We start from the raw sequence: 26526 nt of genomic DNA on the forward strand, positions 1-26526 counted from the left end.
CCGCTCCTACTCATGAATTGGCTATTGGCATTTCTCATAGAACCAGGCCTAGCCTTCCCCTGAGCATTCAACGGCTCTACCTGGGCGATATCGCAATGGTGGCAAGCAGCAAAAGCACTTCAGCCATAGCCAAAAACCGGGCAAAAAAATGGGAGCCCGAGGACTCCCATTTTTGAGCGCATAGCGATCAGCGCGGGAATGCAGGCGGGTTGACCCCGGCCATGTCTTCCATCACGCGAACCACCTGGCAGCTATAGCCGAACTCGTTGTCGTACCACACATAGAGCACGACACGGTTGTCGTTGGCGATAGTGGCTTCGGCATCGACCACACCGGCATGGCGCGAGCCGACGAAGTCGGTGGAGACCACTTCCTGGGAGCTGACGAAGTCGATCTGCTTCTGCAGGTCGGAGTGCATGGCCATCTGGCGCAGGTACTCGTTGATTTCTTCGCGGCTGGCGGCCTTCTCGAGGTTCAGGTTGAGAATGGCCATGGACACGTTCGGCGTCGGTACGCGAATCGCGTTACCGGTCAGCTTGCCCTTGAGCACCGGAAGCGCCTTGGCGGCAGCAGTGGCAGCACCGGTTTCGGTGATGACCATGTTCAGCGCGGCGCTGCGACCACGACGGCTACCTTTGTGGAAGTTGTCGATCAGGTTCTGATCGTTGGTGTACGAGTGAACGGTTTCGACGTGGCCGTTGACGATGCCGTACTTGTCGTTGACCGCCTTGAGCACCGGCACGATGGCGTTGGTGGTACAGGAGGCGGCCGAGACGATCTTGTCCTCAGCGGTGATTTCGCTGTGGTTGATACCATGCACGATGTTCTTCAGGGCGCCCTTGCCCGGCGCGGTCAGCACGACGCGGTCGATACCCGGGCACTTCAGGTGCTGGCCCAGGCCTTCGGCATCACGCCACACGCCGGTGTTGTCGACCAGTAGTGCATCCTTGATGCCGTACTGGGTGTAATCGATGGCCGAAGGATCCTTGGCATAGATCACCTGGATCAGGTTGCCATTGGCGGTGAGGGTGCTGTTTTCCTCATCGATGGTGATGGTGCCATCGAACTTGCCATGCACCGAGTCACGGCGCAGAAGGCTGGCGCGCTTGACCAGGTCATTCTCGGCGCCCTTGCGCACGACGATGGCGCGCAGACGCAGGCCGTCGCCACCACCGGTGTGCTCGATCAGGATACGCGCCAGCAGACGACCGATACGACCGAAGCCATACAGGACAACGTCAGTGCCCTTGCGCGGCGAAGCGTTCTGCTGGTTGGCCACCTCGGCCAGCTCGTCACGCACGAACTGCTCGATGCTGCGGCCCTGGCCTTCGGCCTTGAACTTGCCGACCATCTTGCCCAGGTCGACGGACGCAGCACCCAGCTTGAGCTCGCTCATGGCCTTGAGTACGGCGTAGGAATCGTGAACGGACAAGCCATTCTCGTCAGCCTGGCGGTGGCGGGCGAAGCGGTGCGCCTTGAGGATCTCGATCACCGAGCGATTGATCAGGCTACGGCCGTGGATCGACAGCACCACATTGTTGTTGCGGTACAGCTGACCAATCAGCGGAATCATCGCCTCGGCGAGGGCTTCACGGTCAATCCATTCACCAAGACACTGGTCGGGCTTCTGAGTCACGGCAATACCTTCCACATGTAGGGGCTGAAAAAAGGGGCTACATTATGACGACACACGCATTCATCGGCAATCTGCAGCGGTCGAAACACTGACAGCCATCCACGCGGATAGTTACAATCGCAGGCCAAATCGTTACCAATCGCGAGGCACCTGTGCCTGTACTGCGTCTGCCGTCCTTGCCGGCCACCGCCGGTAAACAACACTGGGGCAACCTGCCCGGTGCCGCACTGAGCCTGGCTGTAGCCGAAGCCGCCAGCAATGCCAAGCGCTTCACCCTGCTGCTCACCGCCGATAGCCAGAGCGCCGAGCGCCTGGAGCAGGAACTGAGCTTCTTCGCCCCGGATTTGCCGGTGTTGCATTTCCCGGACTGGGAAACCCTGCCCTACGACCTCTTCTCGCCGCACCAGGACATCATCTCCCAACGCATTTCCGCGTTGTATCGCCTGCCCGAGCTCAAGCACGGCGTGCTGGTGGTTCCCATCACCACGGCGCTGCATCGCCTGGCACCCAAGCGCTTTCTGCTCGGCAGCAGCCTGGTGCTGGATGTTGGCCAGCGCATCGACGTCAACGACATGCGCGGCCGCCTGGAAGCCGCGGGTTATCGCTGCGTCGACACGGTTTACGAGCACGGTGAGTTCGCCGTACGCGGCGCCCTGATCGACCTGTTCCCGATGGGCAGCAAGCAGCCGTTTCGCATCGACCTGTTCGATGACGAGATCGAGACCCTGCGCACCTTCGACCCGGAAACCCAGCGCTCGATCGACAAGGTCGAGTCGATCAAGCTGCTGCCTGCGCGCGAATTCCCCCTGGAGAAAAAGGCCGTCACCGATTTCCGCGGCCGCTTCCGCGAGCGCTTCGACGTCGATTTCCGCCGCTGCCCGATCTACCAGGATCTTTCCACCGGCATCACCCCGGCCGGTATCGAGTACTACCTGCCGCTGTTCTTCGAAGAAACCGCCACCCTCTTCGACTATCTCCCTCAGGACACCCAGGTGTTCTCCCTGCCCGGTATCGAAAAGGCCGCCGAGCAGTTCTGGACGGACGCGCGCAATCGCTACGAAGAACGCCGCGTCGACCCCGAGCGCCCACTACTGCCGCCGGTCGATATATTCCTGCCGGTAGAAGATTGCTTTGCCCACCTGAAAGACTGGCCGCGCGTAGTCATCAGCCAGGACGATATCGAGCCGGGTGTCGGCCGCAGCCGTTTCGACGCCAGCGCCCTGCCCGATCTGGCGATCCAGGCCAAGGCCAGCGAGCCGCTGGCGGCGTTGCGCCGTTTCATCGATCAATACCCGGGCCGCGTGCTGTTCTGCGCCGAATCCGCCGGGCGCCGCGAAGTGCTGCTGGAATTGCTCGCGCGCCTCAAGCTCAAACCCAGGGAAGTCGACGGCTGGCCGCAGTTCTGCGCAAGCAAGGAACGCCTGGGCATCACCATCGCGCCCCTCGATGAAGGCTTACAGCTCGAAGACCTGGCACTGATTGCCGAAAGCCCGCTGTTCGGGCAGCGCGTGATGCAGCGTCGGCGCCGGGAAAAGACCCGCGACGCCGGCGAAAACGTGATCAAGAACCTCACCGAGCTGCGCGAAGGCGCGCCGGTGGTGCATATCGACCATGGCGTGGGCCGTTACCTGGGCCTGGTGACCATGGAGTTCGACGGTCAGGCCGCGGAGTTCCTGGCTCTGATGTACGCCGAGGAAGCCAAACTCTACGTACCGGTCGCCAGTCTGCACCTGATCGCCCGCTACACCGGCAGCGACGATGCCCTGGCCCCACTGCATCGCCTCGGCTCGGAAGTCTGGCAGAAGGCCAAGCGCAAGGCGGCCGAACAGGTGCGCGACGTCGCCGCCGAGCTGCTCGACATTTACGCCCGTCGCGCCGCCCGCGAAGGCTATGCCTTCAACGATCCGAAAACCGACTACGAAACCTTCAGTGCCGGCTTCCCGTTCGAGGAGACCCCGGATCAGCAAAGCGCCATCGATGCCGTGCGTGACGACATGCTCGCACCCAAGCCGATGGATCGCCTGGTCTGCGGCGACGTCGGTTTTGGCAAGACCGAGGTGGCTATGCGCGCCGCCTTCATCGCCGTGCACGGTGGCCGCCAGGTAGCGATCCTGGTGCCCACCACCCTGCTCGCCCAGCAGCACTACAACAGTTTCCGCGACCGCTTCGCCGACTGGCCGGTGACGGTCGAGGTGATGAGTCGCTTCAAGAGCGCCAAGGAAGTCAGCGCTGCGATACAACAGCTCGCCGAGGGCAAGATCGACATCATCATCGGCACCCACAAGCTGCTGCAGGACGACGTCAAGATCAAGAACCTGGGCCTGGTGATCATCGACGAAGAGCATCGTTTCGGTGTGCGCCAGAAGGAAGTCCTCAAGGCACTGCGCAGCGAGGTGGATATCCTCACCCTCACCGCCACACCGATTCCGCGCACCCTGAACATGGCCGTATCGGGCATGCGCGACCTGTCGATCATCGCCACGCCACCCGCCCGTCGCCTGTCGGTGCGCACGTTCGTCATGGAGCAGAACAAGCCGACGATCAAGGAAGCGCTGCTGCGCGAACTGCTACGCGGCGGCCAGGTGTACTACCTGCACAACGACGTGAAGAGCATCGAAAAATGCGCCGCGGATCTCGCCGAACTGGTGCCCGAAGCGCGGATCGGCATCGGCCACGGGCAGATGCACGAACGCGAGCTGGAACAGGTGATGGGCGACTTCTACCACAAGCGCTTCAATGTGCTGATCGCCTCGACCATCATCGAGACCGGTATCGACGTGCCCAGCGCCAATACCATCATCATCGAGCGCGCCGACAAGTTCGGCCTGGCCCAGCTGCACCAGCTACGCGGCCGCGTCGGGCGCAGCCACCACCAGGCCTATGCTTACCTGCTGACACCACCACGCAAGCAGATGACCGACGATGCGCAGAAACGCCTCGAAGCCATCGCCAATGCCCAGGATCTCGGTGCCGGTTTCGTGCTGGCCACCCACGACCTGGAGATTCGCGGTGCAGGCGAACTGCTCGGCGACGGCCAGAGCGGGCAGATTCAGGCCGTCGGCTTCACCCTGTACATGGAAATGCTCGAGCGCGCCGTCGAGTCGATCCGCAAGGGCGAGCAACCGAACCTCGACCAACCGCTGGGCGGCGGGCCGGAAATCAACCTGCGCGTACCGGCGCTGATTCCCGAGGATTACCTGCCGGACGTACACGCCCGCCTGATCCTCTACAAGCGCATCGCCAACGCCATCGACGAGGACGGTCTGAAAGAGCTGCAAGTGGAAATGATCGACCGCTTCGGGCTGCTCCCGGAACCCGCCAAGCACCTGGTACGTCTGACCCTGCTCAAACTGCAGGCCGAGCGACTGGGCATCAAGAAGATCGATGCCGGGCCGCAGGGCGGACGCATCGAGTTCGCGGCGGAAACACCGGTCGATCCGCTGACGCTGATCAAGCTGATCCAGAGTGCGCCGAATCGCTACAAGTTCGAAGGCGCCACGCTGTTCCGCTTCTCCATTCCCATGGAACGGGCGGAAGAGCGCTTCAATACGCTGGAAGCGTTGCTCGAGCGGCTGCTGGCCACGGTGAAAAACTGAAAGCAATCAGGGCCGCATAAGCGGCCCTGATTGCATGTGGCATGGCCCTAGCGAAGCGATACGCGGAGCCTTCTTATTGCCGTATAGCGACTGCTACAAGGCGGGAGCGGCCGGTCGGTGACCCGCGTTGAACCATGGATCGCGGCCTTCGGCCCCGGATTACGCCTGCAGCTAATCCACCTTAAAGGCACAAACGGCCATTCGTAGGGTGGACGACGCTTCACCCGTCCACCAACCTAGCGATCGCAATGGTGGATGAAAAGAGCGTCATCCACCCTACGTCCGCTTGCGCCACTTTGCAGTCAGCCCAATAAAAACGAGCCAAACGCTCTCGGCTCACTCCACCAACTGCGCTGCTCGCAACGCCAAAAGCGCCTGCGCCCAGCGCGGATTCTGACGATAGTCGACACCCGGGAAAGCGCGACGGCGCATGCGTGCCAAGCCCCTTGGTGCCACGACCCGGAGGCGCTGCGCCGCCGACAGCGCAAGCTCTGCGGCCGCCCGGTCATTGCATACCAGGCCCATATCGCAACCGGCCGTCAGGGCCGCTTCGATGCGGCTGGCGGCATCGCCGACCACATGGGCGCCGGCCATCGACAGGTCGTCGCTGAAAATCACGCCTTCGAAACCCAGCTCACCACGCAGGATGTCCTGCAGCCAACGACGCGAGAAACCGGCCGGCTGACTGTCCACCTGCGGATAGATGACATGGGCCGGCATCACCGCCGCCAGAACACGACTCAAGGCCGCGAACGGCCGCAGATCGTTCTGACGGATTTCTTCCAGGCCGCGCTCATCGGTGGGAATGGCGACATGGGAATCGGCCTCGGCCCAACCGTGCCCGGGGAAATGCTTGCCCGTCGCCGCCATGCCCGCCTCTGCCATCCCACGGATGAAGGCACCAGCCAACTGAGTAACGCGCTCGGGGTCGCCCTCGAAAGCGCGATGGCCAACCACGGCGCTGCGCTCATGATCGAGATCCAGCACCGGGGCGAAGCTCAGATCCAGACCAACCGCCAACACTTCGGTCGCCATCAGCCAGCCGCACTGCCGCGCCAGACTCTCTGCATCGGTACAGCCGGCAATCGCGCGCATGGCCGGCAAACGCACGAACCCCTCACGCAAGCGCTGCACGCGTCCGCCCTCCTGATCAACCGCCAGCAGCAGATCCGGGCGCACTGCACGGATGGACTGGCACAGCTCACGCACCTGACGCGGATTCTCGATATTGCGGGCGAAGATGATCAGGCCGCCGACTTCGGGTTGGCGCAGCAGTTGCCGGTCTTCGGCAGTCAGCCAGGTACCGGCGACATCCACCATCAGGGAGCCATACAGGGGGGTACTCACAACGGGTATTCCTTAATTGAGTGGCTGCGCCGCTCAGTTGGAGCGAGGCACTTCATCGTTCGGCACCACGCATCAAGCGGGCACCAGGGAAAGATTGCATTTCGCATGGACATGCAGCCATGGGACAGCGGCACGCGCACGGGTTCCGTGACCAGCGTGCAGACAACTGTAGCGGCGAACGTGATGCTCCCCCGGCTCGCAGCCGTAGAAGCCCCCCGGCAACCCCATAAAGAGATCGCCGGAAGTGGGATATGCAGAAACCGGAGCTGACATGGACGGTAGCTTAGGGGCTGCAGCGACCAGCTCGCAAGCCAGGCGCAGGCGTTTATACCTTGGTGACGGGGGTACTTTTGCTACGGGGAATAAGCTGCGCAGCCGCCAATCGCTCATCGGTCACGCCACTTTCGGAGCGCATGCCCGCGGCCAGAAACGGCACCATCAGGCGCATGACCTGCTCGATGGAGGTGTCCACGCCGAAGTCACTCTCGGCCATGGCGCGTAGCGCCTTGATGCCAGACATGCTGAACGCGGCAGCACCCAGCATGAAATGCACGCGCCAGAACAGTTCCAGAGGGGGAATACCGGGCGCTGCCTCATGCACCAGCAGCATGTAGCGGCGGAATACCTTGCCGTAGACTTCTTCGAGGTATTTGCGCAGGTGCCCCTGGCTCTGGCTGAAGGCCAAGCCCAGCAGGCGCATGAAGATCGACAGGTCGTTGCCGCTGCGCGGCTTCACCGCCAGAGCCTGCTCGACCAACAGCTCGAGCAGTTCTTCGAGACTGAAGGTGACACCCGGCTTGCTCTGGCGCTTGTCCAGCTCGCGCTCGAGGCTCGCGCAAAACGGCCCGAGGAAACGGGAGAAGACCGCCTGTATCAGGGCCTTCTTGGAACCGAAGTGGTAGTTGACGGCGGCCAGATTGACCCCAGCTTTACTGGTGATCAGGCGCAAAGACGTCTCGGCGAACCCCTTCTCCGCGAACAATTGCTCCGCGGCGTCCAGAATGCGTTCAACGGTTTCCGATTGCGCCATGACATCCATCCGACAAACAAGTGTTTGAAACATACGTTTCAGCGCGCACAGCTGTCAAGTCGCGCAGGCCGTATTCTGGATGTTCAGTCATCATTTGGCGATAGCGTCGCGGGCGATACCAGCCCGGTTTTGAAAAAGGCCGCCTGAGCATAGTCCATTACGTACCACTTACCCGCCACTGGGTAGATAACACAAGCGCAACGCGCATCAATGGATTGCCAAGCGGCGCTTACTGTATATAATCCCAGTCACTGTATAAAAAGACAGAGCCACCCACATGATCAAGCTGACGCCCCGCCAAGCCGAAATCCTTGCCTTCATCAAGCAGTGCCTGGAAGACAACGGCTACCCACCGACTCGTGCAGAGATCGCCCAGGCGCTCGGCTTCAAGTCACCGAACGCTGCCGAGGAGCACCTCAAGGCACTGGCGCGCAAAGGCGCTATCGAGATGACGCCCGGCGCCTCCCGCGGCATCCGCATTCCCGGCTTCGAACCCAACCAGCTCGAGGAAGAAGGTCTGCCTGTAATCGGTCGAGTGGCTGCCGGCGCACCCATCCTGGCCCAACAGCATATAGAAGAAGCATGCCGGATCAATCCGGACTTCTTCCGCCCCAAGGCCGACTACCTGCTACGCGTTCGCGGCATGAGCATGAAGGACATCGGCATTATCGATGGTGATCTGCTTGCCGTACACACCACCAGCGAAGCACGCAACGGCCAGGTGGTCGTCGCGCGTATCGATGACGAAGTAACGGTCAAGCGCTTCAAGCGTGAGGGCAATACCGTCTGGTTGCTGGCGGAAAACCCCGAATTCGCCCCGATAGAAGTGAACCTGGAAGAACAGGATCTGATCATCGAAGGCTTGAGTGTCGGCGTCATTCGCCGCTAATGGAGGCTTTATGCAGTTCCCGCAGTCGCTGAGCCGTACCCAACTGCCGCTGTTCGATGCCTTTCTGGCCTCGACCATTGCGGTAGTCGAACCCCACCAGGAGACAACCTTCAGCGAGGTGTCGCTGAGGGGCGCTGCAGGCCATTGCCTGACACTGTTGGCCCCCATGCTACGGGAACTGAGCGAAAAGGATGACGAACGCTGGCTGACGCTGATCGCTCCACCCGCGAGCCTGACGCAAAGCTGGTTACGCGATGCCGGTCTGAACCGCGAACGCATTCTGCTGCTGCACCCTCGAAACAGCCAGAGCGCCCTGCAATTGGCTCAGGAAGCACTGAAGCTTGGGCGCAGCCACACGGTCATCAGTTGGTTGCAGCCCCTGCCCCAGCACGCTCGCCAGCAATTGGAAGCGGCAGCGCAACTGGGCCAGGCGCAAAGCCTGAACATCAGCCTGGGCTGAAGCTCAAGTTTCAGAAAAGTGGTTAAAGCTTGAGTGTCTGTCAGATGCTAGCTTTGCTGCCTGACTCGCCTCAAAGGCGCAGACGGGAAAGCCGAATCAGTGCAGGACGCGAGGCTGCTCGTCTTCTTGCTCGAAATCGCCTTCCGCCATTCTGCCGGCCATTTGCACGCCGACATTGAGCATCGCCTTGGCGACTTCCACATGCTGGCCCTGGAGAAAGGCCTTGGCATCTTCGGAAAAGTCCAATACCACCAGCGCTTCCTCATCATCGGCTCGACGCAGGGCGATACGCCCATCGGGCAACTCGACGATCTCAAGGAAGGAAGTAGGCATAACTCGGATTCTCCACGAAAGGCCGCGCATTGTAGCAGCCGCTCCGCTCGATCGCTTGGCGAAAGAATCGCCAGGTGCTGAACGGGCTTTCAATCATCGATAAGCATCACGCTTACCATTCGCTGAGGCCAACGCGAAAACGTTGCGCCAGTGCTTTCAATTCCTGCCGCCAGCTCTCCAGGGTTTCCCGATCAAGAAGCGGCCGCTCCTCATCCAGGCTCACCGCTTCGATCAACGACGTGGCGCCAGGATCGGCCTTGGCCTCCCGTGGGGGGCGCGGCGGCCGGAACAGCTGGGCGTGAGCAGCCAATAATTGCCCGAGCCAGGTGTGCCCGTTTTCGGACAACTCCACCAGTTCGGCCAACTCGGGGCTCGGTGCAGCCGACAGATTCTGTCGATCCAGCAGCACCTCGGCACGCGCTGCACTGCCATTCGGCAACCGATAGAAGCCAGCGATTTCGTGACAGAGGCCGAGTAGCGCCCCGTACAGATGAAACAGCGTCGCTTCGCGTTCGGCCTGCACCAGCGCTTGGGCATTCATCGCCCGGCCCTCTTCAGCCTTGCGCCAGGACTCCAGAGAGAGCCCGGCGTAGAAAATCTTCTGATTGGTGCGGGTATACAGTTCGCCAGCCATATGCACTCTCCAGATGGCGTCAGGCACACTCCAGCGGAGCGTGCCCAGCGCAGATCAACGCTTGTCTTCGACCTTCCACTTGCCGCCGTCAAAGAACGCTTTCCAACCGGTGGGCTTACCGTCCACCTCGGTCTGCACGTACTGCTCCTTGGTCTTGCGGCTGTAACGGATGACCGCAGCGCGGCCTTCAGGATCCTTGGCCGGCGCATCGATCAGGAAGTGATACTTCGGATCGATCTCGTCCTTGTGCGGGATCAGCTCGAGCACCAGGGGCGCACGGGTTTCGCGGTTTTTCGGGAACTGGCTGGCGGCCAGGAACAGCCCTGAAGCGCCGTCACGCAGCACGTAGGTATCATCGACCTTTTCGCACTTGAGCTCCGGCATCTTCACCGCATCCATCTTGGGTGGCGCGGGCTCGCCGCTGCGCAGCAGCTTGCGGGTATTCTTGCACTCGCTGTTGGTACAACCGAAGAACTTGCCGAAGCGACCGGTCTTGAGCTGCATCTGGCTGCCGCACTTGTCGCACTCCAGGCTCGGTCCTTCGTAACCCTTGATGCGGAACTGGCCCTGCTCGATCTCGTAGCCGGCGCAATCCGGGTTGTTACCGCAGATATGCAGCTTGCGCGTTTCGTCCAGCAGGTAGGCGTCCATCGCGGTCGCACAGATCGGGCAGCGATGCTTGCCAAGCAATACCCGCGACTCCGACTCGCCCTCGTCATCCGCGGCGATCTCGTCACCGGGCACCAGGTTGACCGTGGCCTTGCAGCGCTCTTTCGGCGGCAGGGCATAGCCCGAACAGCCGAGGAAAACGCCCGTCGAGGCGGTACGAATCATCATCGGCCGGCCGCAATCGCGGCAGGGAATATCGGTCAGGGTCGGCGTATTGGCACGCATGCCATTGTCGCCGTCCGCGGCCAGTTCCAGCTTCTTCTTGAAGTCGCCGTAGAACTCGTCGAGCAGGTGCTTCCACTCGCGCTCGCCCTGGGCGACATCGTCGAGGTTCTCTTCCATACCGGCGGTGAAGCCGTAGTCCATCAGGTCGGAGAAGCTTTCGCCAAGACGCTCGGTAACGATGTCGCCCATTTTCTCCGAATAGAAACGGCGGTTGTGCAGCGCCACGTAGCCACGATCCTGAATGGTGGAAATGATCGCTGCGTAGGTGGACGGGCGACCGATACCCCGCTTCTCCATTTCCTTGACCAGGCTGGCTTCCGAATAGCGCGCCGGTGGCTTGGTGAAGTGCTGGCTCGGATCGAGTTTGATCAGCTTGAGCGCTTCACCTTCCTTCATTTCCGGCAGCACGGCGTCGTCACCAGGCTTGCTCAGTTGCGGCAACGCACGGGTGTAACCGTCGAACTTGAGGATACGGCCCTTGGCGCGCAGCTCGAACTGAGCGGCAGTAACGGTAACGGTAGTCGACAGATATTCGGCCGGTGGCATCTGACAAGCGACGAACTGGCGCCAGATCAGCTCGTACAGACGCTCGGCATCACGCTCCATACCAGACAGCTGGGTCGGACGCAGGTTGACGTCAGAGGGACGAATCGCTTCGTGCGCCTCCTGAGCGCCTTCCTTGCTGGAGTAGACGTTAGCCTTCTCCGGCAGGTATTTCTTGCCGTACTCGCCGTCGATGAAACTGCGCACCATTTCGATGGCATCGGCCGACAGGTTGGTGGAGTCGGTACGCATATAGGTGATGTAGCCAGCCTCGTAGAGACGCTGGGCCATCATCATGGTCTTCTTCACGCCGAAGCCGAGACGCGTGCTGGCGGCCTGCTGCAACGTGGAGGTGATGAACGGCGCCGATGGTTTGCTGCTGGTCGGCTTGTCCTCACGCTTGGCTATACTATAGCTCGACGCCTTGAGCGTCGCCAACGCGGCCATGGCCTGGGCTTCGTTCAGCGGTTTGAAGGCGGCCCCGTTCTCGCGGGCCACTTCGAAACGCACGTTGGCACCCTTGGCGGTGCCCAGGTCAGCGTGCACTTCCCAGTACTCTTCAGGCACGAATGCGCGGATTTCCTTCTCGCGCTCGACCACCAGTTTCACCGCGACGGACTGCACACGACCGGCGGACAGGCCGCGGGCGATCTTCGACCACAACAGCGGCGAGACCATGTAGCCCACCACGCGATCGAGGAAGCGTCGTGCCTGCTGGGCATTGACCCGATTGATATCCAGCTCGCCCGGGGCGGAGAACGCCTCCTGGATGGCCTTCTTGGTGATTTCGTTGAACACCACACGCTTGTAGCGGCTGTCATCGCCGCCGATGGACTCGCGCAGGTGCCAGGCGATGGCCTCCCCCTCTCTATCCAAGTCGGTCGCGAGATAGATGGTATCGGCTTCCTTGGCCAGGCGACGCAGTTCCTCGACCACCTTTTCCTTGCCGGGCAGGATCTCGTACTTGGCCTTCCAGCCGTGTTCGGGATCGACCCCCATGCGGTTGAAAAGCTGACGCTTGGCCTTTTCCTTGGGCGACAGGGCTGGCGTTTCGCCGGCGGCAGCCTTGCCGCGTTTGGCAGGCTCCTTGGCGGCCGCCCCGCCACTGGTGGGGAGGTCGCGGATGTGGCCGATGCTCGACTTCACCACGTACTGGCTGCCCAGGTACTTGTTGATGGTCTTGGCCTTGGCCGGGGATTCCACGATGACCAGCGATTTACCCATGGATTGGAAAATTCCTGAAATTCGGTAATTGAAAGGCGAGCAAGTATCTGAAAAAACTGTTGGGCGTATCGGTTCGACGCGCACCGCATCGACGATGAAAGCGCTCGCCCGACAGAGCGAACACCTAAAAGCGTGGCGCTGCCGCTTGTATCACATCGGTCTCGTGGTTATCCAACAGACCAGAAGTGTCCTGCGACCTGCTTTGGCCCCGCTATATATAGTGGCGGTCAACTCGAGGTCAAGGGCGAGTATTTTTTGAAGCGGCTTCAGGGGCGGCGCAGAACGCTTGCCTCGGCCTCGACAAAAGCAAAGCGTGGAACCCGCTTGCCGTCCAGTTCCACCTCACCCTGGAACATCTCCAGCGGCCGCACCCAGAGACCGTATTCGCCGTACAACGCCTGATAGACGACGACTTCCTCTTCCGTCTCGGAATGCCGGGCCACGCCCAGCACACGGTACTCGGGGCCTTTGTAATGACGGTAGAGACCGGGTTGCAGCGACATCATTCAATTTCCTGGAAATATTTTTCGTTCGATAAAAAGATCGGCCGCGATTTCCGGCGACACGACGAAGCCACCGACGGGATAGGAACGGCAGGCCAAAAAACAAAAACCGGGGCAGGAGCCCCGGTTGTGCAACCACCTGAATGTCAGATGCGTTCGAAGACCGTGGTGATCCCCTGGCCCAACCCAACGCACATGGTCGCGACGCCGAAGGTACCGCCGTTCTGCTTCATCACGTTCAGCAGGGTACCGGAGATACGCGCTCCGGAACAACCGAACGGGTGGCCCAGGGCGATGGCGCCACCGTGCAGATTGACCTTCTCTTCCATCTTGTCGAGCAGCTTGAGATCCTTCAGCACAGGCAGGGCCTGGGCAGCGAAGGCTTCGTTGAGCTCGACGAAATCGATGTCGTCGATGGTCAGGCCGGCGCGCTTGAGCGCTTTCTGAGTCGACGGTACCGGGCCGTAACCCATGATCGCCGGATCCACACCCGCCACCGCCATGGCACGTACCACCGCCATCGGCTGAATGCCAAGATCCTGAGCCCGCTGGGCAGACATCACGATCATGCAGGAGGCGCCATCGGTGATCTGCGACGAGGTGCCCGCCGTGACGGTACCGCCCTTGGGATTGAACGCCGGCTTGAGATCGGCCAGGCTTTCCAGGGTGGTCTCGGGACGGATGGTTTCATCGAAGTCGAAGACCTTGAGGAAGCCGTTTTCGTCATAGCCCTGCAGCGGGATGATTTCGTCCTTGAACTTGCCTTCGACAGTAGCCTTGTGGGCCAACTGGTGCGAACGCACACCGAACTTGTCCTGGGCCTCACGGGTAATACCGTGCATCTTGCCCAGCATCTCGGCGGTCAGGCCCATCATGCCGGATGCCTTGGCGGCGTACAGCGACAGGTGTGGGTTGGGGTCGACACCATGCATCATGCCGACGTGGCCCATGTGCTCGACGCCACCGACCACGAACACGTCGCCGTTACCGGTCTGGATCGCCTGCACGGCGGTGTGCAGGGCGCTCATCGACGAGCCGCACAGACGGCTGACGGTCTGCCCGGCGCTGGTGTGCGGGATCTGGGTCATCAGCGAGGCCATGCGGGCGATGTTCCAGCCCTGCTCCAGGGTCTGGTTGACGCAACCCCAGATGACGTCTTCGACTTCCTTGGGGTCGACCTTGTCGTTGCGCTCCAGCAACTTGCTGATCAGCTGCGCCGACAGGGTTTCGGCACGGGTATTACGGTGCATGCCGCCCTTGGAACGACCCATTGGGGTACGGCCGAAGTCGACGATGACTGCATCTCTTGGATTCAGGCTCATAAATTCACTCTCGCTCCAATCGTTGCGCGATTAACCGAAGAAGGTCTGGCCGTTCTTGGCCATTTCACGCAGTTTCTCGGTCGGCTGATACAGCGCGCCCAGATCGGCGTACTTGTCGGCCAGGGCCACGAACTCGGCTACCCCGACACTGTCGATGTAGCGCAACGCGCCACCACGGAAGGGTGGGAAACCGATACCGTAGATCAGGCCCATATCGGCCTCGGCGGCGGTCTCGACGATACCGTCCTCCAGGCAGCGCACGGTTTCCATGCACAGGGGGATCATCATGGTGTTGATGATGTCCTCGTCGCTCAGCTCGCGCTGCTCGACCACGATCGACTTGAGCAGCTCGTAAGCCTCGGGATCGGTGACTTTCTTCGGCTTGCCGCGCTTGTCGGTCTCGTAGGCGTAGAAGCCCTTGCCATTCTTCTGGCCCAGGCGGTTGGCCTCGTACATCACGTCGACCGCTGTCCTGCCTTCGACCGCCATGCGATCCGGGAAGCCTTCGGCCATCACGTCACGACCGTGGTGGCCGGTGTCGATGCCGACGACGTCGGAGAGATAAGCCGGGCCCATGGGCCAGCCGAACTTTTCCATGACCTTGTCGATGCGCGCGAAGTCGACGCCAAAGCTCAGCAGCTTGGAGAAGCCACCGAAGTACGGGAACAGCACGCGGTTGACCAGGAAGCCCGGGCAGTCGTTGACCACGATCGGGTTCTTGCCCATCTTCTTGGCGTACGCCACGGTAGTGGCCACCGCCTTGTCGCTGGATTTCTCGCCACGGATGACTTCGACCAGCGGCATCATGTGCACCGGGTTGAAGAAGTGCATGCCGACGAAGTTTTCCGGGCGTTTGAGCGCCTTGGCCAGCAGGCTGATGGAGATGGTCGAGGTGTTGGACGCCAGAATGGTGTCTTCCTTGACCGCGGCCTCTACCTCGGCCAGCACGGCCTGCTTGACCTTGGGGTTCTCGACCACGGCTTCGACGACGATATCGACATTGGCGAAGTCGCCATAGGACATGGTCGGACGAATGGCATTCAGCGAGTCGGCCATCTGCGCGGCAGTCATGCGGCCCTTCTCGACGCGCTTGCCGAGCAGCTTGGCAGCCTCGTTCAGGCCCATCTGGATACCCTCTTCGCGGATATCCTTCATCAGGATCGGCGTGCCCTTGGACGCCGACTGGTAGGCGATACCACCCCCCATGATGCCGGCACCCAGCACCGCGGCCAGTTTCACGTCCTGAGCGATAGCATCAAAGGCCTTGGCTTTCTTCTTCAGCTCCTGATCGTTGAGGAACAGGCCGATCAGGCTTTCCGCTACCGAGGTCTTGGCCAGTTTGGCGAAACCGGCGGCTTCGACTTCCAGCGCCTTGTCACGACCGAAGTTGGCGGCTTTCTGAATGCTCTTGATCGCTTCGACCGGTGCAGGATAGTTCGGCCCGGCCTGGCCAGCGACGAACCCCTTGGCGGTTTCGAAGGCCATCATCTGCTCGATGGCGTTGAGCTTGAGTTTTTCCAGCTTGGGCTGACGCTTGGCCTTGTAATCCAGCTCACCGGAAATCGCGCGCTTGATCAGATCCAGCGCACCACTCTGCAGCTTGTCGGCGCTGACCACGGCATCGACCGCACCGACCTTGAGAGCATCATCGGCACGGTTTTCCTTGCCGGAGGCAATCCACTCGACGGCGTTGTCGGTACCGATCAGACGCGGCAGGCGGACGGTACCACCGAAGCCCGGGTAGATACCCAGCTTGACCTCGGGCAGACCGATCTTGGCGCCTTCGGCCATGATCCGATAGTCGGCGGCCAGACACATCTCCAGGCCACCGCCCAGGGCAATGCCATTGATCGCCACGACGGTGGGCACCGCCAGGTCTTCGAAATCACTGAAGATCCTGTTGGCTTCCAGGTTGCCGGCGACCAGCTGTTCTTCGGGCAGCTTGAAGTTGTCGACGAACTCGGTGATATCGGCACCGACGATGAACACGTCCTTGCCGCTGCTGACGATCACGCCTTTGATCGAGGCATCGGCCTTGATCGCATCGACGGCCTGACGGAGCTCGCTCAGGGTTAGACGATTGAACTTGTTGACGGACTCACCCTTGAGGTCGAACTTGAGTTCGACGATGCCGCTTTCAAGAGCCTTAACCGTGATGGCTTTACCTTCGTAAATCATCAACTGATCTCCACGCTAGGGAATCTGAACAGTACACACCGGAGTCAATCCACAGACTCACGCCACAAAACACCGTAGACGAAAATCCGCTACCCACCGATGCGATATTCGGACTGGATTGGGCATTGCCGAACAGGCAAACACTCAATTCATACGCCCGTTTGATTTGGGTGAGCACACCTTCACGGAAAAGCCGGTAATTGTCAATTGGCGTTCTGTAGTCACTTGCAGCGCGTACTACCAGCGTACGATTAACGAACAAGCCTGCTGCGAAAAACCGATCATTGGCGTCGATAACGCATCATTCGGCCAACATGATCCAGCCGATGCGTATCGCTAGCCAAAATCAAACACGGCGGGTAGGGTCTGTTGACGTTTCAGCACGACCGCGCCGGAGCCCGTTTTGCCGCGAGGCAAGGCACGAGCCGCGAAGTTTAGCGAGCTAAATGAGCCGGCGAGAAACGCAGCATCGCGGCAAAACGGGCCCGGCCCTTCGGGTTGCGCGGGAAATCTCGCCATGCGTCGTTGGAGGACTTGGCAAGGGAACAACCATTCCCTACGTCCTCCGCCTAGCCTGGCGAGATTTCTCGCGGCAACGCGGCTTGCGCTGAAACGCCAACAGACCCTAAAGTCGCGCGATTCGGCTGTCGCCGAATGACCAAAACAACAATAACGACGTGTCTTCACCGAGGTTCCAGCATGCCGAAACGCCTGCGCGCCATCTCTTTGCATACCCTGCTCGCCACCCTTCTGCTGCTGCCTGGTTTGGCTGCTGCCGCCGAAACGTCTCCTCACCTGCAGCATCTGCTGCGCATGCACCTGGCTGCGCAGAAGAGCCTGGGCGACTTCTACATGTACAACAGCATGGAAGGCGATCAGCGCTATGCGCGGATGATCGACGAGTCTCGCCGAGAGGCCAGTGAACAGCTGCAGAAACTGGCAAACATGTCTGACGTCGGCGCGGCTCGCCTGCAAGCCCAACTGCAACAGGAATGGCAAGCCTATGACCAGGAGCTGACGGCGCTAATGAGCACGCTGGGGAAGCAGGGCTACACGGACTTGCAACCGGTCGCCGACATGGCGGCTCGCAACCGGCAGGTTTTGGCGACCTGCCAGGCGCTCCATGAGGCGCTGCAGCATGCAGACACCCACACAATATCCGAGCAGACAGCGGACACGCGGCAGCTCAGCCTATTGATGCAGAGTATCGCGGTGAGCTACGCCGCACGCAGTGCGTCGGTGGGGGCCAGTTTTTCCGGGGATAGCACCGAGCGGCCTATCGAGGAGCTGGTGGCCGACTTTTCCAGCCGCCTGGATGCGCTGCGCAGCCTGCCGGGCAACAGCGTAGCGATCAATGCGGCTCTGGACGGGGTGCTGACCAAGTGGCGCTATATCGAGAACTCTCTGCGCAACTACAACGAGAAAAGCGTTCCGTTTCTGGTCAACAAGTACTCGGACAGCATCATCCGCGGGCTGATGGAGGTCACCGACCTTTACGAGCAAGGCGGCCGATCATGACCGATAGCAACGCGCCGCAGCGAAACGCGAAGTGCTCAGGCACGAGCCTTGAGGAATGTCGCAATAGTCTGCAACGATTCCGGCTGTGCGCGCTCCCCCCAGAAAAGAGCGATCATCTGCGTGCTGGCTTCGACCTTGTAGACATCACCCGGCAAGGTGCCGAGCTGCTCGGCGAGCGACACATCCGCGCAGGGCTCCTGCCATTTGTTCAGCCATTTACCCGGTTCGCTCTGCCAGTAACACCAGCTATCCTGCCGCCCGCGGGGACGCGGGCGATGGTATTGCGGGCAGGGGTTTGGCGGCGTCTTGCTCATCCAGTACGGCCACTCCTCGCGCGCCAGCTGCATCGCCAGCCCCATGCGTCGCGCCTGCAGTCGAACATCCATCTGGCCACGCTGACGCCGCGATGGCACCAACCAGACCAGAGGGCTAAGCGCAACTACCAGTAAGGCGACAACGATCCATCCCGTCATAATTTCTATCTCGTGTGCGCAACCTGTGGTAAATGCTCAAATCAGCCATACTTGAAATCATTGGTCACCCTTGAAGGAGACAATCTCATGTCCTACCAGCACATTCTGGTCGCCGTCGACCTGACCGAGGAGTGCGACCCGGTAATGAAGCGCGCCCAGGCTCTGGCCAGCAGCACCCAGGCGAAACTGTCCGTGGTGCATATCGTCGAACCCATGGCCATGGCTTTTGGCGGCGACGTACCGATGGATCTGTCGATGCTGCAACAACAGCAGTTCGAGCAGGCCAAGGAGCGCCTCGACGCCTTCGCCCTCAAGCACCCTCAGCTCACTCCCGAAAACCGCCACCTGGCTTATGGCCAGCCACGCCAGGAAATTCATCGCCTGGCTTCCGAGCAGCGCTGCGACCTGATCATCGTCGGCAGCCACGGCCGTCATGGCCTGGCCCTGCTACTCGGCTCGACCGCCAATGACGTACTGCATGGCGCGCCCTGCGACGTGCTGGCTGTCAGCCTGAAGAAGCCGTCGGCCTAACCGATCTGTAGTGAACGACGCCGGGCAAAAGCCCGGCGTCGTAGCATCAGCTATCTGCTGGTTGGCCGAGGTGAATTGTCTTCGCCCCAGCAGTCCTCATCAGCCTTCCAGTTCAGCCCAGCGCTCGACCAGCCGCTCCAGTTCTTCCTGCTGCGCCTGCAACTGCGCCAGCACCGCCGAGGTGTGCTCGCTGGGCTGCTGGTAGAACGCAGGATCGGCGACCTGACCTTCCAGTGCGGCGATCTTCTGCTCCAGCGCATCGATTTGCTCAGGCATGGCATCCAGTTCGCGCTGATGCTTGTAGCTGAGTTTCTTTTTCGCCACGGGAGCATTGTCTGTCGGCTCGGCAACGGGTGCCGGGGCCGGCGCCTCGACCACAGCGGAACCCAGCTCAGCCTTGCCCGATTTGGTCTCGCCGACACCCAGCAGGCGAGGCGAGCCCCCCTGACGCAGCCAGTCCTGATAACCGCCAACGTACTCGCACACCTTGCCCTCACCTTCGAAGACCAGGGTGCTGGTGACCACGTTGTCGAGGAATGCCCGGTCGTGGCTGACCATCAGTACCGTGCCCTGGAAAGTCAGCAGCACCTCCTCGAGCAGTTCGAGGGTTTCCACGTCGAGGTCGTTGGTCGGCTCATCGAGCACCAGCAGGTTGGCGGGTTTGCTGAACAGTTTGGCCAGCAACAGGCGCGCGCGCTCACCACCGGACAGCGCCTTGACCGGCGTACGGGCACGCTGCGGGCTGAACAGAAAATCGCCGAGGTAGCTGAGCACGTGACGATTCTGCCCGTCGATCTCAATGAAGTCGCGGCCTTCGGCGACGTTGTCGATAACGGTCTTTTCCAGATCCAACTGATGGCGCAGCTGATCGAAATAGGCGACATCGATCCTGGTGCCCTCTTCCACTTTGCCGCTGGTCGGCTGCAGACCGCTGAGCATCAGTTTCAGCAAGGTGGTCTTGCCGGTGCCGTTGGCGCCCAGCAGACCGATACGGTCGCCGCGCTGCAGCACCATGGAGAAATCGCGAATCAGGAACGGGCCGCCCGGGTGCGCGAAGCTGACGTTTTCCAGCACCATCACCTGCTTGCCGGATTTCTCCGCGGTGTCGAGCTGAATGTTGGCCTTGCCGGTGCGCTCACGGCGCTCGCTGCGCTCCGCACGCAGAGCCTTCAGCGCCCGCACACGGCCTTCGTTACGGGTACGCCGGGCCTTGATGCCCTGGCGAATCCACACTTCTTCCTGGGCCAGACGCTTGTCGAACAGCGCGTTGGCGGTTTCCTCGGCGGCCAGCATGGCCTCCTTGTGCACCAGGAAGCTGGCGTAGTCGCCATTCCAGTCGATCATCCCGCCACGATCCAGTTCGAGAATGCGCGTGGCCAGATTCTGCAGGAAGGAACGGTCGTGGGTGATGAACAGCACGGCGCCCTGGAAGTCCTTCAGGGCTTCTTCCAGCCAAGCGATCGCGCCGATGTCCAGGTGGTTGGTCGGCTCGTCGAGCAACAGCAGATCCGGCTCGCTGACCAGCGCCTGGGCCAGCAGCACGCGGCGGCGCCAGCCACCGGACAGCTCGGCGAGGGTCTTGTCGGCAGGCAGTTGCAAACGGCTCAGGGTACTGTCGACCAGTTGCTGCAGGCGCCAGCCGTCACGGGCTTCGAGATCCTGCTGAACATGCATCAGCTTGTTCAGGTCGTCTTCGGTGACGCAGTTCTGCGCCAGGTGATGGTATTGCGCGAGTAACTCGCCGACGCCATCGAGCCCCTGGGCGACGACGTCGAACACGGTACGCCCATCGGCCACCGGCAACTCTTGCGGCAGCTCGCCGATTTTCAGCCCCGGGGCGCGCCAGACTGCGCCATCATCGGGCTTCTGATCACCCTTGACCAGCTTGAGCATGCTGGACTTGCCGGTGCCATTGCGGCCAATGATGCACACCCGCTCGCCACGGGCGATCTGCCAAGACACCTTGTCCAGCAGCGGCATGGCGCCATAGGCCAGGGAAACATCGGTGAACTTGAGCAGGGTCATGGGAGTTGCCTCGACAATACGCTGGGGTGATGGGCGAAAAGAGTGTGCGAACGCAGCCAATGGGTTCGCCGCGTGGCCGACCACCACGAAACTGATCTGGCCAGCGCATGCGCCAGCCAAAAACCGGGCGCGTATTCTAACCGAGAAGGCCCTCGGCGTCTGTCAGGCCGTACGCACCGGCGGTCGATGTGACATAAACAGACATGCGCCGGGGCGCAGCGGCCCTTTCGCGTCAAGCGGGCAAAAGGCTAAGCTAACGCCCGTTGTCGTCAACGCACCCGGAATCTGCTGCGCTGAACGGCAACCGCCCCAAGGGCGCATCGAGCGACCGGCATCAGCCAGATCGCGCCCGCTCACGAGATGATCCCCCGGAAGTGCCATGCGCTGTCGTTTGCCCAGCCTGCTGTCCTGCCTGATTCTTTGCGCCACCACGGCAACCCTGAGCCAGGCGGCGAGCCTGACCCAGCAACGCCAATATTACGATGAGGCCAAGGCCGCTCTTGCGAAGGGCGACAAAGGCCCTTATCAGCGCTACGCCAGCGCCCTGCGCGACTATCCGCTGACGCCTTATCTGGCGTATGAAGAACTTACCGCGCGTCTGAAGTGGGCCAGCAACGACGAGATCGAAGCCTTCCTCGCTGCGCATGGCGATCTGCCTCAGGCCAATTGGATGAAGTTGCGCTGGCTGCGCTGGCTGGCCGAGCGCGGCGAATGGCAGACCTTCGCCAAGTATTACGATCCGGAGCTCAACTTCACCGAACTCGACTGCCTCAACGGCCAGCGCCAGCTCAACCAGGGCCAGACCGCCGAAGGCTATGCCAGCGCCGAGAAACTCTGGCTGGTTGGCAAATCGCAACCTGAAGCCTGTGATCGTTTGTTCGACCGCTGGGCAGCCGAGGGCCAACTGACCGAACAACGCCGCTGGCAGCGCACCAAACTGGCAGCCGAAGCGCGTAATTACGGCCTGGCCACGTTCCTGAGCAAAGGTCTTTCAACCCTCGGCAACCACGGCAAACTACTCGTGGAAGTGGGGCAGAAGCCACAGATTCTCACTCAGACAGCCCGTTTCGCACCGGCAGACGATGCCATGGGCGATGTAGTCAGCCTCGGTCTGCGCCGTCTCGCCCGCCAGGATCCGGAGCAGGCACTGAGCCTGCTCGAAGGCTATTCCCAGCGCATGCACTTCTCCGACCAGGAAAAGGTCTCCATCGCCAACGAAATCGGCCTGACCCTGGCGCGGCGCTTCGACCCCCGCGCCCTCGACGTGATGGCCAAATACGACCCCAACCTGCGTGACGACACGGTCAGCGAGTGGCGCGCGCGCCTGCTACTGCGCCTGGGCCGCTGGGACGAGGCCTACAAGCTGATCCAGCGCATGCCCGAATCCCTCGCCAGCACCAACCGCTGGCGCTACTGGCAGGCGCGCAGCCTGCAGTTGGCGCAACCCAACGGCAAGGCCGCCCAGCCCCTGTTCCAGAGCCTGGCCAAGGAACGCGATTTCTACGGGTTCATGGCTGCCGATCAGGTCAAGGAACCTTATCACCTGAAAAACGCGCCACTGCCGCTCAACGCCGACGTGATGAAAAAGGTGCGCAGCGCACCCGGCATCCGTCGTGCGATGGAGTTTCATGATCGTGGGCAAATCGTCGATGGCCGCCGCGAGTGGTACCACGCCAGCCGCCACTTCGACCGTGACGAGCTAGTGGCCCAGGCCCGCCTGGCCTACGACATGGAATGGTATTTCCCGGCCATCCGTACCATCAGCCTGGCGAAATACTGGGACGATCTCGATGTGCGCTTCCCGATGGCCCATCGTGAACCACTGACCGCCGAAGCGAAGAAGCGCGGCCTGAATTCCAGCTGGGTGTTCGCCATCACCCGCCAGGAAAGCGGTTTCATGGCCGATGCCAAGTCCCACGCCGGTGCCATGGGGCTGATGCAGGTCATGCCCGCCACCGCCAAGGAGACCGCACGCAAGTTCGGCATCCCTCTGAGCAACCCCAATAATGCGCTGCTGCCAACCATCAATATTCAACTGGGCACTGCCTACCTGAGCCAGATCTACGGCCAGTTCAACGGCAACCGGGTACTGGCGTCGGCCGCTTACAACGCCGGCCCAGGCCGCGTTCGCCAGTGGCTACGTGACGCCGATCACCTGTCCTACGACGTGTGGGTAGAGAACATCCCGTTCAATGAAACCCGCCAGTACGTGCAGAACGTGCTGTCCTACGCGGTGATCTACGGCGACAAGCTCAATGCACCACAACCGCTGGTGGGTTGGCACGAACGCTATTTCGACCAGTGAAGCAGCGGCAAGCTGCAAGCCTCAAGCGGCAAGAAAGAGCGCGCATCGCTCCCGCGCCCATAGCTTAGGTTGAGCAGAGCGATACCCAGGGGCAATCTCTCCCGGGTGTCGCTACGCTCGACCCGGGCTACATCAGGAATGACTGGCGAACCATCAACCTACGCCAGCACCTCGACCGGCATCCCGACCAGCAATTCGCCGCTGCCGTGATTGATCAGGTTCTGCCCGAAGAGAATCTCGCCCTCGCGCTGGCGGTAGCTGCGCAAGGTGGTCAGGGGTTCGCGATCCGTACTGCGCTCCCCGGTCTGCGGATCGATGGTGGTAATGATGCAGCGCGAGCAACCCTTGGCGACCGTGAACTCGACACCGCCGATACGAATGCGCTTCCAGCTGTCCTCGGCATAGGGCTCACTGCCCTGCACCACCAGGTTGGGGCGAAAACGCAGCATTTCCAGCGGCCGGCCAACCCGTGCGACCAGATCGTCCAGCGAAGCCTGGCCAATCAGCAGCAGCGGAAAGCCGTCGGCAAAACCAACTTTCTCGTCGCCCGTCACATTGCCTTCGATATAGCGCGCACGCTCCGCCGGCACGTGAACCAGGCGACAGGGCTTGCCCATGAATTCACTGACCCAGGCCGCGGCCTCGTCGCCGGCATCCGGCACCCGCATGCTGTCGCGCCAGATGATCACCCCACGCAGCGCCTCGTCGGGATCCGGCAGCGCGACATCGAGAGAAGGCCTGTCAGGTGCCTCGAGGGTCAGGCCGCCGACCTGATTCCAGCGCGCCTGCAGGCCGCTCATGCGAGGAAAGGTACGCTGCGTCAGGAAGCGCCCGTTCTCCGCGTCCGCCAGCATCCAGCGGCGATCACCGACCACACCCAGGCCGTCGAGCTGCAGGCTGGGTAGCGACTCGCCGATGGCGGACTTGAGGGGAAAGCGATAAAGCGAAGAAAGGTGCATGGCTCGGCGTCCTGACTTGAGCGAAACGGCGGTTATACGCAAACCGCCGCCGTGGCTCAAGTCAGTGTTCGTCTAGCGCCAGACGCTCGCGAATCACATCGACCAGTTTGTCGGGCTGGAATTTCGAGAGGAAATTGTCACAACCCACTTTCTTCACCATGGCGTCGTTGAAGCTGCCGGATAGCGACGTATGCAGTACCACGTAGAGATCGCGCAGACGCGGATCCTGGCGAATCTCGGTGGTCAGGCGATAGCCGTCCATTTCCGGCATTTCGGCGTCGGTGAAGATCATCAGCAGCTTGTCGGTCATCACCTGCCCGGAATCGGCCCAGGCCTTGAGCATGCGCAGGGCTTTGAGGCCATCGGTGGCTATATGCATTTTCATACCGAGCTGCGAGAGGGTATCGCGCAGCTGCGACAGGGCCACGCTGGAATCATCGACCAGCAGCACTTCACGACCGCGGGCTTTCTCCAGCAGCGGATCGGCCAGACGATCACTGGAAATGCGTGTGTCGTAAGGCACTATCTCGGCCAGCACCTTCTCCACGTCGATGATTTCCACCAGTTGCTCATCGACCTTGGTGATGGCCGTCAGATAGTGGTGGCGCCCTGCTCCACCAGGCGGCGGCAGGATGGATTCCCAGTTGAGGTTGAGAATGCGGTCGATACCGCCGACCAGAAACGCCTGAACCGAACGATTGTATTCGGTGACTATTATGGTGCTGCGCTCATCGGGAACGATCGGCCGCATGCCGATAGCCTGGGACAGGTCGATGACCGGCAGGGTCTGGCCACGCAGATGGATCACCCCACAGACGAAACGATGCCGGTGCGGCATCAGCGTCAGCTTGGGCATCTGCAGCACTTCCTGCACCTTGAACACGTTGATCGCGAACAACTGCCGGCCAGCCAGGCGGAACATCAGGATTTCCAGGCGGTTCTCGCCCACCAGCTGTGTCCGTTGATCAACGGTGTCGAGAATACCGGCCATTATTCGCTCCTGTGAGGCGTGATGTTCATGTGAAGTTATCGGCCAGTCGTGACATTACTGAAGGCAGCATGGCGCAATGCCATCGTGCACCAGCGGCCAGCGGGAAACCAGCGTCTCCACGCCGTTGTAAAACGACCTGCTAGTCGTGCAGCAAAGGCGACTGTTGCGGCAGATGCACACGCAACGCCTGTGGCCGTGCAGCGAAACGCATGCTGCGCCCTTCACGCGGCTCGCCGTCGAGGTTCAGATCCAGCCCTTCGGGGGCTTCAATCTCCAGCCAGGGCAGTCGAGCGCTGACCGATACGCCCTCGATACCTTTCAGCCCGCCGGAGAACAGAGTGCCGAGCGTGCCGACCACATCGGACGCGGCCGGGACAATGCACACGTCCAGCAAACCGTCGTTGACCCGTGCGCGCGGACACAGCACATGACCGCCGCCGGCCTGCCGCCCGTTGCCGATCCCCAGAGCGAGAAACTCGCCTTCCCACTGGAAGTCCGGGCCTTTGAAGCGACCGAACGCCGAGCGTACTTCGGCGAAGCGGGTCAGCCCGGTGAGCATATAGGCCGTGCCACCCAGCACCCGTTTGAGATCCTCGGAGGTATTGGCAGTAATGTTGGAGCCAAAGCCGCCAGTAGCCATATTGAGGAACAGTTGGCCGTCGACTTCGCCCATATCGATCGGCTGCGCTGGTGTGTCGAGCAGCGCCAACGCGCCGGCAGGCGTAACCGGAATACCGGCAGCACTGGCGAAGTCATTGGCGGTTCCCAGCGGCAGCAATGCCAGGCTGGCATCCGTCTCGGCCTTGGCCATCGCTTCGGCGACATCTCGCAGAGTGCCGTCGCCACCGCCAGCGATCAGCGTCCGATAGCCCGCCTGCAAGGCTTCCGCTACCAGACGCTGGGAATCGCCCTCCTCCCAGGTCAGGCGCACGGCCAGATCCCAGCCGCGCTCGCGCTGGGTCTTGACCGCAGCACGTACTTCTTCGTTGAGGGACTGCTTGCCATGAAGGATCAGCAGCGCTTTACGCTCTTGCATAACGGCTCCGAAAACGGGATTGAAAACGACACTGCCCATACAGACAGCGTGCAGGGGAGATAATCACGCCTGCCGTCACCTGCTCACCGACTATCGACG

Annotated in this window: 20 protein-coding genes; 6 read left to right on the plus strand and 14 right to left on the minus strand. The window is 61.5% G+C overall.

The genetic code is table 11. From position 1 onward, the window contains the following. Nucleotides 1-187: 187 nt before the first annotated feature. Nucleotides 188-1636, minus strand: a complete 1449-nt coding sequence (locus DNK06_RS01900) for a glyceraldehyde-3-phosphate dehydrogenase (RefSeq protein WP_131178365.1) — start codon at nt 1634-1636, stop codon at nt 188-190. A gap of 152 nt (nt 1637-1788) precedes the next feature. Here DNK06_RS01900 and mfd point away from each other — a divergent pair, with 152 nt between their 5' ends. Continuing rightward, nucleotides 1789-5232: a transcription-repair coupling factor gene (gene mfd, locus DNK06_RS01905; protein WP_131178366.1), complete on the plus strand. Its 3444-nt coding sequence runs from the start codon at nt 1789-1791 to the stop codon at nt 5230-5232. 336 nt (nt 5233-5568) lie between these two features. Here the strand turns inward: mfd and nagZ are convergent, their stop codons facing one another. Both nagZ and DNK06_RS01915 read right to left on the minus strand, forming a co-directional pair. Continuing rightward, complete coding sequence (gene nagZ, locus DNK06_RS01910; protein ID WP_423228041.1) at nt 5569-6552, minus strand: beta-N-acetylhexosaminidase; 984 nt, start codon at nt 6550-6552, stop codon at nt 5569-5571. Between the two features lie 352 nt (nt 6553-6904). Continuing rightward, nucleotides 6905-7609 (minus strand): TetR/AcrR family transcriptional regulator, encoded by a 705-nt coding sequence (locus tag DNK06_RS01915; RefSeq protein WP_131178368.1) that lies wholly within the window; start codon nt 7607-7609, stop codon nt 6905-6907. Between the two features lie 277 nt (nt 7610-7886). On the opposite strand from DNK06_RS01915, the gene lexA reads away from it, so the two are divergent. Continuing rightward, a complete protein-coding gene (lexA, locus tag DNK06_RS01920; protein ID WP_131178369.1) occupies nt 7887-8498 on the plus strand; it encodes a transcriptional repressor LexA in 612 nt (203 codons plus the stop codon). Nucleotides 8499-8508: 10 nt separating this feature from the next. Then, nucleotides 8509-8958: an SOS-induced cell division inhibitor SulA gene (gene sulA / locus DNK06_RS01925; protein WP_131178370.1), complete on the plus strand. Its 450-nt coding sequence runs from the start codon at nt 8509-8511 to the stop codon at nt 8956-8958. Nucleotides 8959-9054: 96 nt separating this feature from the next. Here sulA and DNK06_RS01930 read toward each other — a convergent pair whose 3' ends face one another. The 6 genes from DNK06_RS01930 to fadB form a co-directional block, all read right to left on the minus strand. Beyond that, nucleotides 9055-9291 (minus strand): hypothetical protein, encoded by a 237-nt coding sequence (locus DNK06_RS01930; RefSeq protein ID WP_042555598.1) that lies wholly within the window; start codon nt 9289-9291, stop codon nt 9055-9057. Between the two features lie 112 nt (nt 9292-9403). Next, on the minus strand, nt 9404-9925 hold the full coding sequence (locus DNK06_RS01935) for a DUF6586 family protein (RefSeq protein ID WP_131178371.1): 522 nt from the start codon (nt 9923-9925) through the stop codon (nt 9404-9406). A 54-nt stretch (nt 9926-9979) separates the two neighbouring features. Beyond that, nucleotides 9980-12586 (minus strand): type I DNA topoisomerase, encoded by a 2607-nt coding sequence (gene topA / locus DNK06_RS01940; RefSeq protein WP_131178372.1) that lies wholly within the window; start codon nt 12584-12586, stop codon nt 9980-9982. Between the two features lie 266 nt (nt 12587-12852). Continuing rightward, nucleotides 12853-13089 (minus strand): DUF1653 domain-containing protein, encoded by a 237-nt coding sequence (locus DNK06_RS01945; protein ID WP_131178373.1) that lies wholly within the window; start codon nt 13087-13089, stop codon nt 12853-12855. 146 nt (nt 13090-13235) lie between these two features. After that, nucleotides 13236-14411, minus strand: a complete 1176-nt coding sequence (fadA, locus tag DNK06_RS01950) for an acetyl-CoA C-acyltransferase FadA (RefSeq protein ID WP_131178374.1) — start codon at nt 14409-14411, stop codon at nt 13236-13238. Nucleotides 14412-14441: 30 nt separating this feature from the next. Next, nucleotides 14442-16589, minus strand: a complete 2148-nt coding sequence (gene fadB / locus DNK06_RS01955; RefSeq protein ID WP_131178375.1) for a fatty acid oxidation complex subunit alpha FadB — start codon at nt 16587-16589, stop codon at nt 14442-14444. Nucleotides 16590-17288: 699 nt separating this feature from the next. On the opposite strand from fadB, the gene DNK06_RS01965 reads away from it, so the two are divergent. Then, the gene (locus DNK06_RS01965; protein WP_131178377.1) at nt 17289-18107 is read left to right on the plus strand and encodes a hypothetical protein; all 819 of its coding nucleotides are present in this window, start codon (nt 17289-17291) and stop codon (nt 18105-18107) included. Between the two features lie 35 nt (nt 18108-18142). Here DNK06_RS01965 and DNK06_RS01970 read toward each other — a convergent pair whose 3' ends face one another. Further along, nucleotides 18143-18580, minus strand: a complete 438-nt coding sequence (locus DNK06_RS01970) for a hypothetical protein (protein ID WP_131178378.1) — start codon at nt 18578-18580, stop codon at nt 18143-18145. An 87-nt stretch (nt 18581-18667) separates the two neighbouring features. Between DNK06_RS01970 and DNK06_RS01975 the strand changes: the two genes are divergently transcribed. Continuing rightward, complete coding sequence (locus DNK06_RS01975; protein ID WP_131178379.1) at nt 18668-19111, plus strand: universal stress protein; 444 nt, start codon at nt 18668-18670, stop codon at nt 19109-19111. Between the two features lie 99 nt (nt 19112-19210). Here DNK06_RS01975 and DNK06_RS01980 read toward each other — a convergent pair whose 3' ends face one another. Then, nucleotides 19211-21136: an ATP-binding cassette domain-containing protein gene (locus DNK06_RS01980; RefSeq protein WP_131178380.1), complete on the minus strand. Its 1926-nt coding sequence runs from the start codon at nt 21134-21136 to the stop codon at nt 19211-19213. Between the two features lie 379 nt (nt 21137-21515). Between DNK06_RS01980 and DNK06_RS01985 the strand changes: the two genes are divergently transcribed. Further along, a complete protein-coding gene (locus tag DNK06_RS01985) occupies nt 21516-23441 on the plus strand; it encodes a transglycosylase SLT domain-containing protein (protein ID WP_131178381.1) in 1926 nt (641 codons plus the stop codon). A gap of 158 nt (nt 23442-23599) precedes the next feature. Here the strand turns inward: DNK06_RS01985 and DNK06_RS01990 are convergent, their stop codons facing one another. From DNK06_RS01990 to yegS, 3 genes are all read right to left on the minus strand, one after another. Continuing rightward, on the minus strand, nt 23600-24400 hold the full coding sequence (locus DNK06_RS01990) for an MOSC domain-containing protein (protein WP_131178382.1): 801 nt from the start codon (nt 24398-24400) through the stop codon (nt 23600-23602). Between the two features lie 61 nt (nt 24401-24461). Continuing rightward, nucleotides 24462-25391: a chemotaxis protein CheV gene (locus DNK06_RS01995; protein WP_131178383.1), complete on the minus strand. Its 930-nt coding sequence runs from the start codon at nt 25389-25391 to the stop codon at nt 24462-24464. A gap of 139 nt (nt 25392-25530) precedes the next feature. Next, on the minus strand, nt 25531-26427 hold the full coding sequence (gene yegS / locus DNK06_RS02000) for a lipid kinase YegS (protein WP_131178384.1): 897 nt from the start codon (nt 26425-26427) through the stop codon (nt 25531-25533). Nucleotides 26428-26526: the final 99 nt, after the last annotated feature.

Source organism: Phytopseudomonas daroniae, assembly GCF_004327285.1.
In the GTDB taxonomy this organism is placed as follows: Bacteria; Pseudomonadota; Gammaproteobacteria; order Pseudomonadales; family Pseudomonadaceae; genus Aquipseudomonas; species Aquipseudomonas daroniae.

Bases quoted from the DNA above. Each gene is read 5' to 3' on its own strand.
- DNK06_RS01990 (WP_131178382.1), bottom strand. From the start codon at position 24,400: ATGCACCTTTCTTCGCTTTATCGCTTTCCCCTCAAGTCCGCCATCGGC.
- DNK06_RS01965 (WP_131178377.1), top strand. From the start codon at position 17,289: ATGCCGAAACGCCTGCGCGCCATCTCTTTGCATACCCTGCTCGCCACC.
- sulA (WP_131178370.1), top strand. From the start codon at position 8,509: ATGCAGTTCCCGCAGTCGCTGAGCCGTACCCAACTGCCGCTGTTCGAT.
- DNK06_RS01975 (WP_131178379.1), top strand. From the start codon at position 18,668: ATGTCCTACCAGCACATTCTGGTCGCCGTCGACCTGACCGAGGAGTGC.
- DNK06_RS01915 (WP_131178368.1), bottom strand. From the start codon at position 7,609: ATGGCGCAATCGGAAACCGTTGAACGCATTCTGGACGCCGCGGAGCAA.
- nagZ (WP_423228041.1), bottom strand. From the start codon at position 6,552: ATGGTGGATGTCGCCGGTACCTGGCTGACTGCCGAAGACCGGCAACTG.
- fadB (WP_131178375.1), bottom strand. From the start codon at position 16,589: ATGATTTACGAAGGTAAAGCCATCACGGTTAAGGCTCTTGAAAGCGGC.
- DNK06_RS01970 (WP_131178378.1), bottom strand. From the start codon at position 18,580: ATGACGGGATGGATCGTTGTCGCCTTACTGGTAGTTGCGCTTAGCCCT.
- topA (WP_131178372.1), bottom strand. From the start codon at position 12,586: ATGGGTAAATCGCTGGTCATCGTGGAATCCCCGGCCAAGGCCAAGACC.
- yegS (WP_131178384.1), bottom strand. From the start codon at position 26,427: ATGCAAGAGCGTAAAGCGCTGCTGATCCTTCATGGCAAGCAGTCCCTC.
- DNK06_RS01980 (WP_131178380.1), bottom strand. From the start codon at position 21,136: ATGACCCTGCTCAAGTTCACCGATGTTTCCCTGGCCTATGGCGCCATG.
- DNK06_RS01995 (WP_131178383.1), bottom strand. From the start codon at position 25,391: ATGGCCGGTATTCTCGACACCGTTGATCAACGGACACAGCTGGTGGGC.
- fadA (WP_131178374.1), bottom strand. From the start codon at position 14,411: ATGAGCCTGAATCCAAGAGATGCAGTCATCGTCGACTTCGGCCGTACC.
- DNK06_RS01985 (WP_131178381.1), top strand. From the start codon at position 21,516: ATGCGCTGTCGTTTGCCCAGCCTGCTGTCCTGCCTGATTCTTTGCGCC.
- DNK06_RS01935 (WP_131178371.1), bottom strand. From the start codon at position 9,925: ATGGCTGGCGAACTGTATACCCGCACCAATCAGAAGATTTTCTACGCC.
- lexA (WP_131178369.1), top strand. From the start codon at position 7,887: ATGATCAAGCTGACGCCCCGCCAAGCCGAAATCCTTGCCTTCATCAAG.
- DNK06_RS01945 (WP_131178373.1), bottom strand. From the start codon at position 13,089: ATGTCGCTGCAACCCGGTCTCTACCGTCATTACAAAGGCCCCGAGTAC.
- DNK06_RS01930 (WP_042555598.1), bottom strand. From the start codon at position 9,291: ATGCCTACTTCCTTCCTTGAGATCGTCGAGTTGCCCGATGGGCGTATC.